This is a genomic window from Pyxidicoccus trucidator (assembly GCF_010894435.1).
Lineage (GTDB): Bacteria > Myxococcota > Myxococcia > Myxococcales > Myxococcaceae > Myxococcus > Myxococcus trucidator.
On the sequence record NZ_JAAIXZ010000032.1, the window covers coordinates 19,464 to 35,814 of the forward strand.

Below are 16,351 nucleotides of genomic sequence, written 5' to 3' on the forward strand. Positions count from 1 at the left end.
CTCTTCCATGTCCGACTCCCTTCCCAAGTACTGGCAGAGCCTGGCCGAGCGCGCGGGCGAGCTGCCCGAGCAGACGCGGAACGAGTTCGCCGACGAGCTGCCGGTGGGCGTGGCCGCCTCGCCTCCCGATGCGAGCAGCCGCCGCGACTTCTTCAAGGTGATGGGCCTGAGCGCCGCCGCCGCGATGGTGGCCTGCCAGCGCGCGCCCGTGCAGAAGGTCATCCCCTACGTGGCCCGGCCGGACGAAGTCACTCCGGGTACGGCGCTCTGGTACGCGTCCACCTGCAACGGGTGCAGCGCCCAGTGCGGCCTGCTGCTGAAGACGCGCGACGGCCGCCCCATCAAGGTGGAGGGCAACGACGAGCACCCCGTCTCGCGCGGCGGTGTGTGCTCGGTGGGCCAGGCGTCCGTCCTGTCCCTCTATGACGCCAGTCGCGCCCGCTTCCCCACCTCGGCCCGCCAGCGCACCGCGTGGGCGACGCTGGACGGCGTGGTGACGGCGGGGCTGCGTGAGGCCGCCGAGACGGGCAGGGCCATCCGCGTGGTGCTGCCCTGGGTGATGGGCCCCACCGCCGAGGCCGCGGTGAAGCGCTTCCTCTCCGCGTACCCCACGGCGCGCACGGTGCGCTACGAGCCGCTGGGCGAGCTGTCGGCGATTGGCGACGCCCACCTCGTCACCCACGGCGTGCGCGTGGTGCCGGACTACCGCTTCGACCAGGCGAAGGTCATCGCCAGCTTCGGCGCGGACTTCCTGGGCACCTGGGTGTCTCCCGTGGCCTTCACCCGCCAGTACACCGAGGCGCGCGACGCGGCCGGCAAGCGGGAGATGGCGCGGCACTTCCAGGTGGAGCCGGCGCTGACGCTCACCGGCGCCGCCGCGGACCGACGCTTCCTGGTGGCTCCGTCCGATGTGACGCCCGCCCTGGCGGACCTGGTGCGGCGGCTGGCGGTGAAGGCGGGCCGCACGGTGCCGACGGTGGCGTCGCTGCCCGCTCCGGCGCTGGAGGAGGCCGCGCTGGAGGAGTTGGCGGACGCGCTGTGGGCGCAGCGGGGCAGGGCGCTCGTGGTGGCGGGCGGGGACGAGGTGGCCGCGCAGGTGCTGGCCAGCACGGCCAACGCGCTGCTCGGCAACGAGGGCACCACGGTGTCCGTGGCGGACGGCGTGACGCTGGATGCGGATGCGCTGACGTACGGTGCGCTGCTGGCGGAGCTGGGGGCCGGGGCGGTGGGCGCGGTGCTCTTCCTGGGCGTCAACCCTGCCTATGCGGACCCTCGCGTTGAGGAACTGGAGGCGCTGCTCAAGGCCGTGCCGCTCACCGTGGCCACCAGCGACAGGCTGGACGAGACGGCGTCCCTGGTGCGTTTCCATGCGCCGGACTCCACGGCGCTGGAGTCGTGGGGAGACTCGGAGCCTCGGCGTGGCGTGCTGTCACTGCGTCAGCCAGCGGTGGCTCCGCTGCATGAGACTCGCGCGGTGGTGGAGTCGCTGCTGGCGTGGGCGGGGGGGCCTGCCTCGCACCATGACTTCCTGCGCGCTCGCTGGGAGGCGGAGGTGTTTCCCCTCGCTGGTGCGGTGTCGGTGGACTTCGGCGCCTTCTGGGATGAGGCCGTGCGCCGGGGCGTGGTGAGGCTGCCCGCGACTGCCGTGGCGGCTCCGGCCTTCCGCGAGGATGGGCTGGCGAAGGCGCTGGCCGGTGTGGCCCGGCCCTCCGTGGAGTGGGAGCTGGTGCTGTACCCCTCCGTGGCGGTGCGCGACGGCGCCCCCGCCAACAACGGCTGGTTGCAGGAGGTGCCGGACCCCATCACCAAGGCGACGTGGGGCAACCCCGCCTGCATCGCTCCGGCTCGAGCGAAGGCGCTGGGCCTCTCCGACGGCGACGTGGTGCGGGTGCGCGCGGGCGGGAAGACGGTGGCGCTACCGGTGCTCATCCAGGCGGGCACGCACCCCTCCGTCATCGCCGTGGCGGTGGGCTATGGCCGCACGAAGGCGGGCCGCGTGGCCGACGGCATCGGCGTCAACGGCTACCCGCTGGCGGCGGTGGTGGACGGACAGGCGCGGCGCTCGGTGCCGGGCGTCACGGTGGAGGCCACCGGCGAGCAGCAGCCGCTGGCGCTCACCCAGACGTACCACCGGCTGGAAGGACGCCCCCACGTGCGTGAGGCCGAGCTGGCCGCCTTCCTGGCCAACCCGCGCGCCGGCAACGAGGTGGAGGGGGCGCATGGCGGAAATGGCTCGCACCCGCTCTCCATCTGGTCCGGCCATGAGTACAAGGGCCACCGCTGGGCCATGGCGGTGGACCTGAGCGCCTGCACGGGCTGCTCGGCCTGTGTGGTGTCCTGCCAGGCGGAGAACAACATCCCCAGCGTGGGGCGCGACGAGGTGCTGCGCTCGCGCGAGATGCACTGGATGCGCATCGACCGCTACTACGAGGGCGACGAGGCCAACCCCCAGGTCGTCCACCAGCCGATGATGTGCCAGCACTGCGAGAATGCGCCGTGCGAGACGGTGTGCCCGGTGCTCGCCACGGTGCACTCCAGCGAGGGGCTCAACCAGCAGGTCTACAACCGCTGCGTGGGCACCCGGTACTGCGCCAACAACTGCCCCACCAAGGTCCGCCGCTTCAACTGGTTCGACTACAAGCACGACGAGCCGCTGGAGCGCATGGTGCTCAACCCGGACGTCGTCGTGCGCAGCCGTGGCGTCATGGAGAAGTGCTCCCTGTGCGTGCAGCGCGTCACCGAGGCCAAGGCCACCGCCCACCGTGAGGGCCGTCCGCTGCGCGACGGAGACGTCCAGACGGCCTGCCAGCAGAGCTGCCCCGCGAAGGCCCTCCACTTCGGGGACATCAATGACCCCGGCAGCGCGGTGGCGAAGCTCTCGAAGGACGGCCGCGCCTTCCGGCTGCTGGAGGAGCTGAACATCGGGCCGTCCATCACCTACCTCACGAAGATCCGCAACACCGGGTCGGGAAGCGAAACATGAGCCACCAGCACCTGTCTCCGCTGCGCGTGCCGCTCGTCAGCGAGGCGCGCAGCCTGGGCCAGCTCACCGAGGAAATCTGTGCGCCCATGGAGCGCCCGGCCACCTGGAGGTGGTGGGCGGCCTTCGCGGTGGCGGTGTCGATTCTGGGCACCGGCGCCGGAATCGTCGCCTACCAGGTGGGCACCGGCATTGGCGTGTGGGGCCTCAACAAGACGGTGGGCTGGGCCTTCGACATCACGAACTTCGTATTCTGGGTGGGCATCGGCCACGCCGGCACGCTCATCTCCGCCATCCTCTTCCTCTTCCGGCAGAAGTGGCGCACCAGCATCAACCGCGCCGCCGAGGCCATGACGCTGTTCGCGGTCCTCTGCGCGGCCCTCTTTCCCGTCATCCACATGGGCCGCCCCTGGCTGGCCTTCTGGGTGCTGCCCTATCCGAATGACCGCGGCAGCCTGTGGGTGAACTTCCGCTCGCCGCTGCTGTGGGACGTGTTCGCCATCTCCACGTACTTCACCGTGTCCGCGGTGTTCTGGTACGTGGGCCTCATCCCCGACCTAGCCACCGTGCGAGACAGGGCGAAGGCCGGCCTGCGCAAGGCTGTCTTCAAGGTGCTGTCACTGGGGTGGACGGGCTCGCACCGGACGTGGAGCCGCTACGAGACGGTGTACCTGCTGCTCGCCGGCCTGGCCACGCCGTTGGTGCTCAGCGTCCACACCATCGTCTCCATGGACTTCGCCACGTCCGTCATCCCCGGCTGGCACACCACCATCTTCCCGCCGTACTTCGTCGCGGGCGCGGTGTTCAGCGGCTTCGCCATGGTGCTGACGCTGATGATCATCACCCGCGTGGTCCTGGGCTACGAGCACCTGATTACCATCCGCCACCTGGAGAACATGACGAAGGTCATCATCGTCACCGGCGGAATCGTGTCGCTGGCGTACGGGACGGAGGTCTTCATCGCCTGGTATTCGGGCAACTCCTACGAGCGCTTTGCCTTCATGAACCGCGCCTTCGGGCCGTACGCCTGGGCCTACTGGATCATGGTGACGTGCAACGTCGTGTCGCCGCACCTGTTCTGGTTCAAGCGGATTCGCACCTCGCCCGCCGCAATCTTCGTGCTCTCGTTGGTCATCAACGTGGGCATGTGGTTCGAGCGCTTCGTCATCATCGTCACCAGCCTGCACCGAGACTTCCTGCCCAGCAGCTGGTCCATGTACACGCCGACGATGGTGGAGGTGGGCACCTTCATCGGCACGTTCGGCCTGTTCTTCACCCTGTTCCTCCTCTTCGTGCGCGTGCTGCCCATCATCTCCATTGGTGAGGTGAAGAGCGTGCTCGGGTTCGCCCGAGGCGGACACGGTGAGGCACCCACGGCCGGGGCCCGGAAGCCCGTGGAGACGGGGCCCGAGTCACTCCCCACGGCGGAGCCGGCGCGGGTCCTGGCCACCCGAAAGGATGTCACCGTATGAGCGCGCCCGTTCTCGTCGGCTACTTCGACAGCGAGGAGAAGGTCGTCCACGCCACCCGCGCCCTGCGCGAGGCTGGCTACGCCCTGCACGATGTGTACACGCCCTACGCGGTCCACGGGCTGGATGAGGCCATGGGCCTGCGCTCCAGCCGTCTCACCTGGGTGTGCTTTGGCGCGGGGCTGCTGGGTGGCTCGCTGGCTCTGGCGCTGGAGCTGTACACCAGCGTGGTGAGCTGGCCCCTCAACGTGGGCGGCAAGCCGTTCAACTCGTTCCCCGCCTTCGTCCCCGTGGCGTTTGAGTTGACGGTGCTGTTCGCGGCGCTCATCACCGTGGGCTCGTTCCTGGCGCGCGTGAAGCTCTTCCCGGGCAACCGCCGCGTGGCACTGCCTCGGGTGACGGATGACCGGTTCGCGATTGCGCTGGAGCCGCCCGCGGAGGCTGCCGCCGCGGAGGAGTTGTTGCGCCAGCACGGTGCCGTGGAGACGGCGCGGATGGAGGTGGCGTCATGAGGAAGGCACTCCCTGGCGCGGTCGTGCTGGCGCTGGCCCTGGCGGGCTGCGAGCAGGACGAGACGCGGCCCAACTACGAGTACGCGCCGGACATGGTGTCCTCTGTGCCGTACGACAGCTTCGCTCCCAATCCCAACACTCCGGATGGCAAGACGCTGCTGGGGCCGGCGAAGGGCACGGTGCCTCGCGGGCACCTGCCGCTGCACCTGGCCTCGGGCCCGGAGGAGGCTGCCCGGGCAGGGCGGGACTTCAAGAACCCGTACCCGGCTTCGGCGGAGGTGCTGGCTCGCGGGGAGACGGCGTTCCAGCGCTATTGCACCCCGTGCCATGGCGCCGGTGGGCTGGGGGACGGACTGGTGACGGCGCGGTTTCCCATGCCTCCCTCGCTGCTGGCGGAGCATGCGAAGGCGCTGCCGGATGGACAGGTGTTCCACATCATCACCCACGGACAGGGGCTGATGCCGGCCCATGGCTCGCAGGTGGCTCCGGAGGACCGGTGGAAGATTGTCCACTACCTGCGGACGTTGCAGCACCCCGCGCGGACGGCGCGGAAGGACGTGCCATGAGCGCTCCCATGCATGACGTGCCTCCGGCTTCGAGCGGAGGCTTCGAGGTGGGACAGGGTGTTCGCCGTGCGGCCCTGGTGGCTGCCGTGGTGGGCCTGGGGACGCTGGGGGTGGGGGTGGCGCTCCATCCGGCTCGGGCGCTGTCCAGTCTGCTCACCAGTGGCTTCCTGTTCCTGTGCCTGGGATTGGGCGGGGCGGTGTTCCTGGCGTTGATGTACGTGGCCAACGCCGGCTGGTTCACCGTGTTCAAGCGGATTCCCGAGGCGTTTGCTTCGTACGTGCAGTGGGGCGCGGTGCCGCTGCTGGCGCTGGTGCCGTTCGCTCCGAAGCTCTACCTGTGGGCCCGGCCGGGCGTGATGGAGACGGACCACCTGCTGCACAAGAAGGTGGCCTTCCTCAACGTGCCGTTCTTTGGCGTACGCATGGTGCTGATGCTCGCGCTGTGGACGGGCTTCACGTGGATGCTGCGGCGCAACTCGCTGCGGCAGGACTCGGAGCGGACGGAGGCCCTGACTTCGCGCAATGTCGCGGTGTCGGCGGTGTTCCTCGTGGTGTTTGGTTTGACGTTCTGTCTGGCCGCGTTCGACTGGTTGATGAGCCTGGAGCCGCACTGGTTCAGCACCATCTACGCGCTCTACAACGTCGCGGGGCTGCTCAGTTCCAGCGTGTGTGCGATTACCGTGGCCGCGATTCTGTTGCACCGCGCGGGTGCGTTGCCTCAGCTCAACTCCAGCCACCTGCATGACCTGGGCAAGCTGATGTTTGGCTTCGCCACCCTTTGGGCCTATCTGTGGTTCTCGCAGTTCCTGCTCATCTGGTACGCGAACATCCCGGAGGAGACCGTGTACTTCATCGCCCGGATGCATGGCGGGTGGGAGGTGCCGTTCTATCTGAACCTGGTGCTCAACTGGGCGCTGCCGTTCGTCCTGCTGCTGCCGCGCCCGGCGAAGCGGAGTGCCTCGCATCTGCTGCGGGTGGCCGCGGTGCTCCTGGCGGGACGCTGGTTGGACCTGCACCTGATGGTGGCTCCGGCGAACATGCCGGAGGGGGCGGGGTTCGGCGTGTATGAATTGGCGGGTCTGGTCGGCGTGGGGGCGCTGTTCACGCTGGCGGTGACCCGGGCGGTGCGGGTGACTCCCATGGTTCCGGCGGGCGACCCGTACCTCGTGGAGAGTCTGCACCACCATACGTAAGGGAATGTCCGAGGCCACAGCTTGCCGGGCGGCTTCCACCGCCCAGGTGACTGGACACCGTGGCCACGGCGGTGACGCCGCCCGACCTCCTCGGCGGGCGGCGTCGCTTTTTTGTCCCGGGTGTGCTCTCGGGGTTGAAGCCCTTCAGCCCCACCCCTCACCGCGGGTGCGCGGCATCCCCGGAATCGGTGCTCGACATGCCCGGAATGCCTGCTCGGCATCCCTGTAACGGCTGCTCACCTTGGCCCGAAATCGGCGCTCGGCTTGCCCCGGAACACGCACCCCGAGCCGCCGCGCCTCGGCAAGTTCCGGGTATCCCCGACGTTAGCGGCTGCTGGCATACTCCCCAGGCGGCCGGTCTTGCCTCCTAGCTCGCTGGCTCGACTGAAAGGACGTGACCATGCGACTCCGCGCCTGCGCCGCACTTCTACTCTTCCTCTCGGCTTGCGCTACGTCGGCACCGAGCCCAAGAGAAGGCGTGCCCCGGAACCCGAGGGTCGCCAACCTCCAGCGGGCGGCAGAGCTGCCTTGGAGGGACGGGGGGCGGTGCGTCGTTCGTGAGGCTTCCCAGCCCTGGCCCGTGCTCGCGGAGCGCTGCTTTCACGCCCTCGACCATGACAGGGTCCGGCTCAACGACCGGACGGGAAGGTGCGCTGTTGCTTCAACGGACGCGGCGGCGCTTGGAATCGGCCTCTGCGTCTTGGCTGCTCCCGAGATCGTTGTGGGTGCGGTGATAGTCATTGGCGTGGTGGTGGTGGGAGTCGTCATCAAGGAAGCGCTGGATGGGTATGAGACAGCGCCCCAAACGAAGCCCGACCCGCAGGAACTCTCAGCGAATCGAAAGCCCAAGCCGGAGCCATCAGGGCAGGATTGGTTCCCTCCGGTGCCTACCGCGCCATTGGAGCGCGAGCGCCGTCCGGAGTGCAGGCCCGTCCCGGTGCCGCACGCGGGCGAGGATGCCCCGCATAACGAGTGCGCCGATAAATTTCCGCCCAACCGTTATCCTGGAATGGACGTGCTCGTGGGCGGCAAGCGCTTTGATGCGCTGCAAGTCGGCGCGCGTGTGCTGTGGGAGATCAAGACCTATCAATTTGACACGTACAGTGACTTCCTCCGGGATCGGGTGATCGAAGACCAGATAAAGGAGTTCAAGGAGGCGCGCAGTATAACGCGGGCCTGTGGATATGGCTTCGTCGTTGGGGTTAGCACCGAGGCACACAAAGCCGCGCTGAAGAGGGCAGACGACACATTTGATATTGTCGTCACGGGGTGCGAGCGATGACCACTCGAAACCGCCTCGTTCTGAACGTCTACGCATCTGAGCTCATTGGGAACGATGGCCGTCCGCTCGCTGCCGTCCACGGCTTGGAGCGGGCGGTACCCGGCCTGAGCATGGCGTGGAAGGTTTCAAAAGATGGCCAGCTCATCGCGCTACCAAAGCGCGACTCATGGCTTGCTGAGGCAGTTGCGCTCGGGGAGTTTCCTCTTGTTTGCAATGGTGACGAGAGCTACCCGGTGACGATTGTAGGGCGGCACCAACTCGCCAGTGAGAGTCCGGGGGGCCAGCCGCAGCTTCAGGTTCATGCGAAGCTGCCGCAGGACACGGCCGCTGTCGCGGTAGCAGCGGATGTGCTGGAGCAAGTAGCGGAGGGCATCCGCGCGCTGTGGGGCCTCGTGGCGCCGGGGGGCGTGATGGAGGTCATTGCGGACCAAACAGGCCCGAAACTATACGGACCAGGTAAGCCGCCGCTGGGGCTGCCAGCGCTGAAGATGCCATGGAACATCCGCTCACCCGAGACTCCGCGTCACCTGGGGTGGCTGAACTACTGGTCGGATGCTGCCGCGAAGGCCATCGGGTTCCCGGATCCTGCTCGCGACACCGAGCTGCTCTCACGGGCGCGGCGCACGGCGACGGGCGGCTGGGTCGTGCGACTCACGGACGCGCCGCTCGATCTCGACAACCCCGCCCACCTGGACGCGCTGAAGCGGGCCTATGAGCGCTTCCCGGAGATCGGCGGTCGCTCGGCGCCTTGACCCCTCAGCTCGGGCGTCCCTGCGCGCATGCCGGCGATGGTTGGGTGCTACGGCTTGAGGTGATATTCGGCACTGGGCTTCCACCGCGCAGCGGGCGGGCGCCACGGCCTCAGGGGGCGGGAGCCCGGGGCCCTTATCCAGCGCTCCGCTCCGGCCGGGTTGAGGCCCCGCAGGGACCCAATCCGCCCGCGCGGCTTCGATTCCCGCCGCCTCCACATTCAGAAGCCCAGACATTGGCGCACTGCCGGACGCCACCTGCCGGGGCGTCCTCCAGCGGCTCGGGCGTGGCGCCGCTTCCATCACCCTGCTTGCCGGCACCTTCGACATGACGCTGACGGGCATGAAGCAACGGGATGCTCAGCCCCGTCTCTGGACTTCCGGATGCGACCTGGCGCACCGTAGCGGAGGCGCCTTCAGGTGACAGGCGCAGGAGGCTTCAGGATATGCGTCGATTCTTCGTCATGGCTTCACTGGTGTTCTTGACCGCGTGCGGTGGCCCGCCTACCGACCCGACCTCCTCCGAACCTGCCGCACCCGATGAGGCGCAGACCTCCGGGAGCGCCGCGGCGGACGAGGTGGGCGCCGCGTCCGGGACGCCAGGCCCTGGTAGCTGTGGGCTTCTCCCGCCCCGGGAGTGCTTCTGCGCTCAGTACAGGACGGCGGCCACGTGCAACGCGACCCGCGCCTGCGTCTGGAACTACAACTGCCAGCCGACGTACGAGTAGCCGCTTCGTGCCGTCCCGGGGAGTGTCTCCCGCGACCTTGCACCCGTGCAGGGAAAGAGAGACAACTCCCGCTGGGACTCTAGCGAGGAGCGCTCATGAAGCAGGAGGTGCCGAACCACGAGCTTGCCCGGCCGCGAGGAGTGGTCGCCCAGACGGTGCTCGGAGCGGTGGGCAAGGGACTCCTCCTGGGCGGCGCCTCCTTTGGCGTCGCGGCCATGCTCGCGACCCCCTGGCTCTTCATTCCAGCGGGTGTGCTCTCGGTCGCCTCCGGTGTCATCTTCATCGTGCGAGGGGCACTGGCCGAGCACGCGGGGCTCGCGCCCGCCTCGCACCACGCCCACATCGGGCTCGGTGCCGAGGTGCACGCCTCAGCCACGGTCGAGCCGGGTGCGGTCATCGAGATGGGCGCGACGATTGGCGCAGGCGCGAAGGTGCAGCAGGGCAGCGTCGTTCGCATGGGCGCTACGGTGGAGAGCGGGGCAACAGTTGAGAGCGGTGCGGTGATTGGCTGGGGCGCCACGGTGCGGCAGGGGGCAACGGTGCGGCGCGCGGCGAGCGTAGGCGCGGGAGCAACGGTGGGGCGTAACGCCGTACTGAGCGCGGGAGGGCACCTCGGGGCAGGGGGCTCCCTGGTCGCTTCGAAGGGGCCTGAATCCCCCCGAGCCACCCTGGATGCGCCCCCGGAGCCAGTACCCGCCGTCGAAGACCCGCGCGCCGCGGAGCTCGAGGCGCTCTGTGATCGGCTCGAAGCAGAGCTCGGCAAGGGTTCTCCGGCACTCCGTGAGTTTCTCGGCACGGATGCAGGCTCCGTCGCGGAGCTGCGGACCGGGTGCCGAGACCTCGTGGCGCGGGAGCGGGGGCTCCGGCGTGAAGTCGCCCCCGAGTTGATGGCCCGGCTCGAGCGCGAACGCACCGCGCTCGAGGGGCGGATTGCGGCAGCCTCCGATGAGCAGGTGCGAGCGAGCCTCAAGGACGCAGTCGCCGCCATCGACGAGCAGCGCGTCCAACGCGAGCGGCTCGGACGAAACGCGGACCGCCTCGATGCGGAGTTGACCCGGCTTCGGTGGAGCATGGATTCGGTGATTGCCCAGCTCGTCCAGGTCAAGAACCTTGGAAGCACCGGCCGCTCACCCGAACTCGAACGCGGTCTGGGGCGTGTGCGCGAGGAGCTTGCCGCCGTGACAGGCGCGCTCGAGCTCATGGACAGCGAGGAACGGGATTCGCTCCGGCCTGTCCAGGCGATGGATGACGGCAGCCCGGCCCCGCTCGCGAGACGGGTGAAGGGCTGAGCGGAGCCTCCCCGAAGCTGGCCTGCTTGGAGTGCAGCCGCCTCGCCTGGCGAAAACCGCAAGATTCAGCAAAAGGCATCAAGGGGCGGAAAGAAGGCCCGGCGCGTGAGGAGCAGGGTTCCCCTGGGAGCACCAGGCAGGGGATGAACCCCTGCCGCGCACGCTCCGGAGAAACCCGCCGTGACCTTCACGCTCCGAAACCGGGTGGCGCCCTACCTCGTCTGGCTGTCCGCCCTGCTGCTGGCAGGCGAAGTCGGAGGCGGCATCTACGAGCACCTGGTGCTGGACCGGGCCTGGCCGTCGAACCTCTCGCTGATTCGTCCCGAACATGGGGGAGTCCATCGCGCTCCGTTCTGGATTCTCGTCCACACCAGCCTCCTCTTCGCCTTGCTGGGGGCGCTCTGGGCCACCTGGCGCGACGCCACGCTCCGCAAGCGCGTCGCCTGGGCGCTGGGACTGCATGGGGTGATGCGCCTCGGGTCCTTCGCCTACTTCATCCCCGCGGCCCTGCGCTTCGAGTCGGCGACCTCGGTCAGCCCCGAGCAGGTGCAGACCTGGGTGATCCTGAGCCCCCTGCGCACCGCGCTCACCGTCGTCGCGTTCGCGTTGCTGTTCAGACCGGGCGATGTGCGCCGCGCCGACGCCCCTTGAAGAGTCGGACAGGCTCGTTCGGCGCTCAGCGCTTCCGCCGGGGCGTAGACGCGGTCTCCAGCACCCATCCCTCAGGTCCCCGCAACATGAGCAGGTCACACCACTGCCGGCTCGCGGCCACGCGTTGCACGGCGGGTTCCACACAGACCTCCGCGAGCTCCGTGTCGACCCGGGTGAGCGCCCCTGATTCCGTGAACCCTCGCAGCGCCGCCTCGTAGGCAATCTGCAGGCGCAGGCGGAGGAGCTCAGGCATGGGAACTTCGGGGGGCACCGACTGCCAGCCGATGTACCTCAGCCCGGCCAACACCCCTGGCGGTCGAGAGAGCAGGCGCGCCCGGTGGCTGGCGAGGAACTGATACAGCAGGTGCATCCGCTCCCGGTTCGCGTGCTCGACGGCGAGCAGGTCCCCGGCAGCACGCGCCTCCTCGAAGAGCTTCGCGGCCTCCGCCACCTGGTCTCTCGTATAGACCTTGCCGAACCGCTCCATGCGCTGGAGCGTCACTCGCGCGGCCTCGGGGGCTCGGGTGAGGTGGGTGAAGACACCGAGTGCCGACGGGTACTTCGCCAGCGTGTGGTCCGGGTTCATGGCCAGCCGACCCGTGAGCTGCCGTGAGTCTCCGGGCCACCGGCTCGGTGAGGCGAATCGGTACTCCCGCTCCAGCTCCGAGCCCGGGAGGTGGGCGCTGTACTCCCCATTGCACTTCGTGATGGGGAAGGCCGCGCATTGCCCGGCCGCTGGGGCCGAGGCGTCGTCACATCGCGCGGAGGCGCAGGCGTCGAACGCGCTTCGGGGCAGGAAGCCCCGCACCTCGACATCCAGCGTCTGCTCGCGGGCCCGCCACGTCACTCCGGTGAGGACGACGCCCCAGCCCGCCATGGCGCTCTTGTCGAAGACCTTCTTCGCGGACTCGAGGTCGATGAAGTCCACGAGGAGCTTCGGTCCCTCCACCAGGTCGTCCGTGACGAGCCGGATGTCCCGGAGCTCGACCCGGACCTCGACGCGCTCGGCGCCGGGCTCCAGGGTGAACTCGGCTTCCCGTGGAGCCATGAGACAGCCCGTCGAGGCGATGACGCAGAGTCCGAACCACGCGATTGCCTGGAGCCGCATCACACCCCTTCCATGGGTTGAGCCTCCCAGTCTACGCCGTCTCCAGTTCGTGGTCAGGTGGCGCATGTGCTCACCAGGGAGCGGAGGGGTTCCTACCCACGGCGAAGACCAGGTCATCGTGGTCGACGGACCCGCCCGGCGAGCAGCTCGCCACGCCCTGGAAATAGAGAAAGCCGAAGACGCCCCGGATGGCCTGCACGCCACCGGCGGGAAGGGTGAAGGTGGCGGAGAGTTCCTGCGCTCCTGGCGCCGTCGCCGTCAGCCTCCCGAGGTGCATCCAGACGGGCTGGTGCGCATCCGGCGCGTGGAAGAGGTCCAGCGCGTCCAGGTCGGGCATGAGTGCCAGGACGCTGGCGGTGACTGTGACTTGCCGTCCAGGCGCGAGCGGCCGTCCATCCGTGGTGGCGATGCGCAGCCCCTCCAGGGACTCAGTCACCAGATAGGAACCGGAGTCACCGTCCGGGCAGCTCGAGGCCAGCGTGTTGGGCGCGTGGAGCTCGGGGCCCATGAGCCCGGAGCCCCGCACCAGCACCCCGGTGTCGCAGGACGCGCCCACGGTGTCGCACCGCGGGGCCAGGAGCACCGGGTCCGGGTCGGCGATGCCAGGGTTCCTCACCACGGCGGAGACAGCGGGACTCCGGCGGAGGTTGTAGGCAGTGTCGTACGCACGGGCCTCCAGCAAGAGCGGTCCGTTCAGCTCCCGTGTGGTGTCCCAGGTGAATTCGTAGGGCGCCGACGAGTCAGTGCCGCGCAGCTCGCCGTTGACCCAGAAGTCCACGCGGTGGATGGCGACATCATCGTACGCGGCGGCGAACACGCGCACGGTGCCGCGCAGTCTCGCAGGGTCGCCCGGGACGATGAGCCACAGCCACGGAGACCGCGTGTCACCGGAGGCGGGTGGCGTACCCGTGTGCAGCAGCAGGTTGGGGGAGCCCCGTCCGGCGAAGGACAGGCGGCCCGGCGTGGCCGAGCCCGTGAGCGACGCCGCCACCTGCTCGGGCGTCGCGGCGGGATGGGTCTCCAGGTAGAGCGCCGCCGCGCCGGCCACGTGGGGCGCGGCCATGGAGGTCCCCTCGAGGACCTCGGTCGCGGTGTCATCGGAAATCCACGCCGAGGTGATGTCCTGCCCGGGCGCGAAGAGGTCCACGCAGCGCCCGTAGTTGGAGAAGCCCGCCCGCTCATCCGTGTCCCGAATGGCGCCCACGGTGAGGGCCTCGGCGGTGCGCGCGGGGGACTCGTTGCAGGCATCGACGTTCTCGTTGCCGGCGGCGACCACCGTGGTGACGCCCGAGGCGATGAGGTCTCGGACGGCCTGGTCCATCGCCTCCGAGGGCTCGAAGCCCAGGCTCAGGTTGGCCACCGCGGGCGCGACGTGGTGGGCGGCCACCCAGTCCAGGCCCGCGATGACGTTCGACACGGTGCCCTCGCCTTCGCAGTCCAGGACGCGCACGGGGTGCAGCGTCACGCCCCGCGCCACGCCCCAGGTACTGCCACCCAGCGTGCCCGCCACGTGGGTGCCGTGGCCATCACAGTCCTCCGCCGTGCCGCCCGGCTCCACCGCGTCGAACCCGTCACCGAGGCGTCCGCGGAACTCGGTGTGTGTCCGACGGATGCCGGTGTCGATGACGTACGCGTGGACTCCCGCCCCCGTCAGCGCGGAGCGGTAGACGCCATCCAGTGGCAGGTCCTCCTGGTCGATGCGGTCCAGTCCCCAGGGGGCGCTCGCCTGGACCGACGACAGTCGGACGTACGCGTCCTGCTCGACGAGCGCCACGGCGGGGTCCGCGCGCAGGGCGGCCACGCGCTCCTCGGAGAGGTCGGCCACGAAGCCATGCAGCACGTGCTCGTAGGTGCGGGTCACCCGCGCTTCATGCTTGCGGGCGACGTCCAGCGCCTGCCGCCGCACGCCCGCCGCCTGGACGCGCGCTTCCGCCGAGCCCGGCTTCAACATGACGATGTACCGGCCGGGGACCCGGCGCGCCCCGGAGGATTTCACGGGTTCGGCGCAGCCCAGCAACGCCAGTCCAGACAGCGTGGCCCACAGGAACTTCAGGAAGTGTTTCTTCATGCCCTCCTGACCCCCGAGTGATTTCCGACGGTCTCGGAGGGGTGAAGAAAGTGGACGCGCCTTTCACGCCTGACGGAGCGCCAGGTGCGGCGACACGGAGCGACTGCCACTGCCCGTCCTGGGCCGCGAGGCGCCCCTTGTGGTACGGGGGCCTGACCCGGGAGCACCCCGCGTGCCCCACTCGTGAGCGAGACCTCCATGACCCACGCCATCCTCGAAGCGCTCGGCCTGTCCGAGCGGAACCCCGGCACCTACCTTGGCAACGGCGAGTGGTCCGGCATGGGCACGGACGCCGACCTCGAGGTCTACAACCCGAGCAACGGCCAGTGCCTGGCCCGCGTGTCTCCTGCCAGCGCCGAGGACTACGAGACGCTGATGCGCAGGGCAGCGCAGTCCTTCGCGGCATGGCGGGCGACACCCGCGCCCCGGCGGGGTGAGGCCATCCGCCTGTGCGGCGAGGCGCTGCGCCGGAACAAGGATGCGCTCGGCTCGCTGGTGTCGCTGGAGATGGGGAAGATAAAGCCCGAGGGGGACGGCGAGGTGCAGGAGATGGTGGACATCGCCGATTTCGCTGTCGGCCAGTCGCGCATGCTCTACGGCCTGTCCATGCACTCCGAGCGCCCCGGCCACCGCATGTACGAGCAGTGGCACCCGCTGGGCCTGGTCGGCATCATCAGCGCCTTCAACTTCCCGGTCGCCGTGTGGGCGTGGAACGCGTTCATCGCCGCCGTGTGCGGCAACATCTCCATCTGGAAGCCCTCTCCGAAGACGCCGCTGTCGGCCATCGCCGCCACCCGCCTCTGCAACGAGGCGCTGAAGGCCGGGGGCTTCCCGGAGGTGTTCTTCCTGCTCAATGACAGCGGCACCGAGCTGGCGCAGCGGCTGGTGGACGACAAGCGCGTCGCGCTGGTGAGCTTCACCGGCTCCTCCGCGGTCGGCCGTCAGGTCGGAGTGCGCGTGGCCCAGCGCATGGGCCGAAGCCTCCTGGAGCTGGGTGGCAACAACGCCATCATCGTGGACCGCACCGCCGACCTGAAGCTGGCGATTCCCGCCATCGTGTTCGGCGCGGTGGGCACCGCCGGCCAGCGCTGCACCACCACGCGCCGGCTCATCGTGCACGAGTCCCTCGTGGACGACGTGGTGGCCCGGCTCACCGCCGCGTACGTGCAGGTCGAGGCCCGCATGGGCGACCCGCTCGCGCCGGGCACCCTCATGGGGCCGCTCATCGACGCGGCGGCCGTGCGGCGCTTCGAGTCGGCGGTGGAGAAGGCCCGCGCGTCGGGAGGGAGGGTGGTGAGTGGAGGTCGCGCGCGCGGCGGTCCCGGACACTTCGTGCTGCCCACCCTCATCACCGGAGTCAGCCCCGACGACGACGTGGTGCAGACGGAGACCTTCGCGCCCATCCTCTACGTGCTGCCCTACCGGACGCTCGAGGAGGCCATCGCCATCCAGAACGGCGTGCCGCAGGGGCTCTCCTCGGCCGTGTTCACCCAGGACCTCAAGGTGTCCGAGCACTTCCTGTCGTCCGCCGGCTCCGACTGCGGCATCGCCAACGTCAACATCGGCACCTCGGGCGCGGAGATTGGCGGCGCCTTCGGTGGCGAGAAGGAGACGGGCGGAGGCCGCGAGTCCGGCTCCGACGCGTGGAAGGCGTACATGCGCCGGCAGACCAACACCCTCAACTACTCGGACGCGCTGCCGCTGGCACAGGGCATCCGCTTCGACTTCTGAGGCCCACCCCTTTCAAGGTGTGAGC

The 16,351-nt window shown here is 69.4% G+C and carries 12 protein-coding genes; 10 read left to right on the forward strand and 2 right to left on the reverse strand.

Going from position 1 to position 16,351, the window contains the following annotated elements:
• Nucleotides 1-7 precede the first annotated feature (7 nt).
• From G4D85_RS46605 to G4D85_RS46645, 9 genes are all read left to right on the forward strand, one after another.
• Nucleotides 8-2,983, forward strand: coding sequence for a TAT-variant-translocated molybdopterin oxidoreductase (locus G4D85_RS46605; RefSeq protein WP_164021260.1), 2,976 nt, complete (start codon nucleotides 8-10; stop codon nucleotides 2,981-2,983).
• The gene (nrfD, locus tag G4D85_RS46610) at nucleotides 2,980-4,452 is read left to right on the forward strand and encodes an NrfD/PsrC family molybdoenzyme membrane anchor subunit (protein WP_240359925.1); all 1,473 of its coding nucleotides are present in this window, start codon (nucleotides 2,980-2,982) and stop codon (nucleotides 4,450-4,452) included. The genes G4D85_RS46605 and nrfD overlap by 4 nt, the downstream gene beginning before the upstream one ends.
• Nucleotides 4,449-4,961, forward strand: coding sequence for a DUF3341 domain-containing protein (locus tag G4D85_RS46615; protein ID WP_164021262.1), 513 nt, complete (start codon nucleotides 4,449-4,451; stop codon nucleotides 4,959-4,961). Before nrfD ends, G4D85_RS46615 begins: the two co-directional genes overlap by 4 nt.
• Nucleotides 4,958-5,527, forward strand: coding sequence for a c-type cytochrome (locus G4D85_RS46620; RefSeq protein ID WP_164021264.1), 570 nt, complete (start codon nucleotides 4,958-4,960; stop codon nucleotides 5,525-5,527). The genes G4D85_RS46615 and G4D85_RS46620 overlap by 4 nt, the downstream gene beginning before the upstream one ends.
• Nucleotides 5,524-6,720, forward strand: a complete 1,197-nt coding sequence (locus G4D85_RS46625) for a hypothetical protein (RefSeq protein WP_164021266.1) — start codon at nucleotides 5,524-5,526, stop codon at nucleotides 6,718-6,720. Before G4D85_RS46620 ends, G4D85_RS46625 begins: the two co-directional genes overlap by 4 nt.
• Before the next feature lie 700 nt (nucleotides 6,721-7,420).
• Nucleotides 7,421-8,002 (forward strand): DUF6310 domain-containing protein, encoded by a 582-nt coding sequence (locus tag G4D85_RS46630; RefSeq protein ID WP_338052954.1) that lies wholly within the window; start codon nucleotides 7,421-7,423, stop codon nucleotides 8,000-8,002.
• Nucleotides 7,999-8,754 carry a DUF5953 family protein gene (locus G4D85_RS46635; RefSeq protein ID WP_164021270.1) on the forward strand — a complete coding sequence of 252 codons (756 nt, stop codon included), beginning with the start codon at nucleotides 7,999-8,001 and terminating at the stop codon, nucleotides 8,752-8,754. The genes G4D85_RS46630 and G4D85_RS46635 overlap by 4 nt, the downstream gene beginning before the upstream one ends.
• Nucleotides 8,755-9,574: 820 nt before the next feature.
• The gene (locus G4D85_RS46640; RefSeq protein WP_164021272.1) at nucleotides 9,575-10,768 is read left to right on the forward strand and encodes an LbetaH domain-containing protein; all 1,194 of its coding nucleotides are present in this window, start codon (nucleotides 9,575-9,577) and stop codon (nucleotides 10,766-10,768) included.
• Nucleotides 10,769-10,948: 180 nt separating this feature from the next.
• Complete coding sequence (locus G4D85_RS46645) at nucleotides 10,949-11,419, forward strand: hypothetical protein (protein WP_164021274.1); 471 nt, start codon at nucleotides 10,949-10,951, stop codon at nucleotides 11,417-11,419.
• A gap of 25 nt (nucleotides 11,420-11,444) precedes the next feature.
• Here G4D85_RS46645 and G4D85_RS46650 read toward each other — a convergent pair whose 3' ends face one another.
• The gene (locus G4D85_RS46650) at nucleotides 11,445-12,527 is read right to left on the reverse strand and encodes a hypothetical protein (protein ID WP_164021276.1); all 1,083 of its coding nucleotides are present in this window, start codon (nucleotides 12,525-12,527) and stop codon (nucleotides 11,445-11,447) included.
• A gap of 70 nt (nucleotides 12,528-12,597) precedes the next feature.
• Nucleotides 12,598-14,595 (reverse strand): S8 family serine peptidase, encoded by a 1,998-nt coding sequence (locus G4D85_RS46655; protein WP_205526013.1) that lies wholly within the window; start codon nucleotides 14,593-14,595, stop codon nucleotides 12,598-12,600.
• A 198-nt stretch (nucleotides 14,596-14,793) separates the two neighbouring features.
• On the opposite strand from G4D85_RS46655, the gene amaB reads away from it, so the two are divergent.
• Nucleotides 14,794-16,326 carry an L-piperidine-6-carboxylate dehydrogenase gene (gene amaB, locus G4D85_RS46660; RefSeq protein ID WP_164021347.1) on the forward strand — a complete coding sequence of 511 codons (1,533 nt, stop codon included), beginning with the start codon at nucleotides 14,794-14,796 and terminating at the stop codon, nucleotides 16,324-16,326.
• Nucleotides 16,327-16,351: the final 25 nt, after the last annotated feature.

What these genes read in the sequence shown, in the direction of transcription:
- G4D85_RS46625 (WP_164021266.1), top strand. Translation starts at nt 5,524, where the DNA reads ATGAGCGCTCCCATGCATGACGTGCCTCCGGCTTCGAGCGGAGGCTTC.
- G4D85_RS46650 (WP_164021276.1), bottom strand. Translation starts at nt 12,527, where the DNA reads ATGCGGCTCCAGGCAATCGCGTGGTTCGGACTCTGCGTCATCGCCTCG.
- G4D85_RS46640 (WP_164021272.1), top strand. Translation starts at nt 9,575, where the DNA reads ATGAAGCAGGAGGTGCCGAACCACGAGCTTGCCCGGCCGCGAGGAGTG.
- G4D85_RS46655 (WP_205526013.1), bottom strand. Translation starts at nt 14,595, where the DNA reads ATGAAGAAACACTTCCTGAAGTTCCTGTGGGCCACGCTGTCTGGACTG.
- G4D85_RS46620 (WP_164021264.1), top strand. Translation starts at nt 4,958, where the DNA reads ATGAGGAAGGCACTCCCTGGCGCGGTCGTGCTGGCGCTGGCCCTGGCG.
- G4D85_RS46605 (WP_164021260.1), top strand. Translation starts at nt 8, where the DNA reads ATGTCCGACTCCCTTCCCAAGTACTGGCAGAGCCTGGCCGAGCGCGCG.
- amaB (WP_164021347.1), top strand. Translation starts at nt 14,794, where the DNA reads ATGACCCACGCCATCCTCGAAGCGCTCGGCCTGTCCGAGCGGAACCCC.
- G4D85_RS46615 (WP_164021262.1), top strand. Translation starts at nt 4,449, where the DNA reads ATGAGCGCGCCCGTTCTCGTCGGCTACTTCGACAGCGAGGAGAAGGTC.
- G4D85_RS46635 (WP_164021270.1), top strand. Translation starts at nt 7,999, where the DNA reads ATGACCACTCGAAACCGCCTCGTTCTGAACGTCTACGCATCTGAGCTC.
- nrfD (WP_240359925.1), top strand. Translation starts at nt 2,980, where the DNA reads ATGAGCCACCAGCACCTGTCTCCGCTGCGCGTGCCGCTCGTCAGCGAG.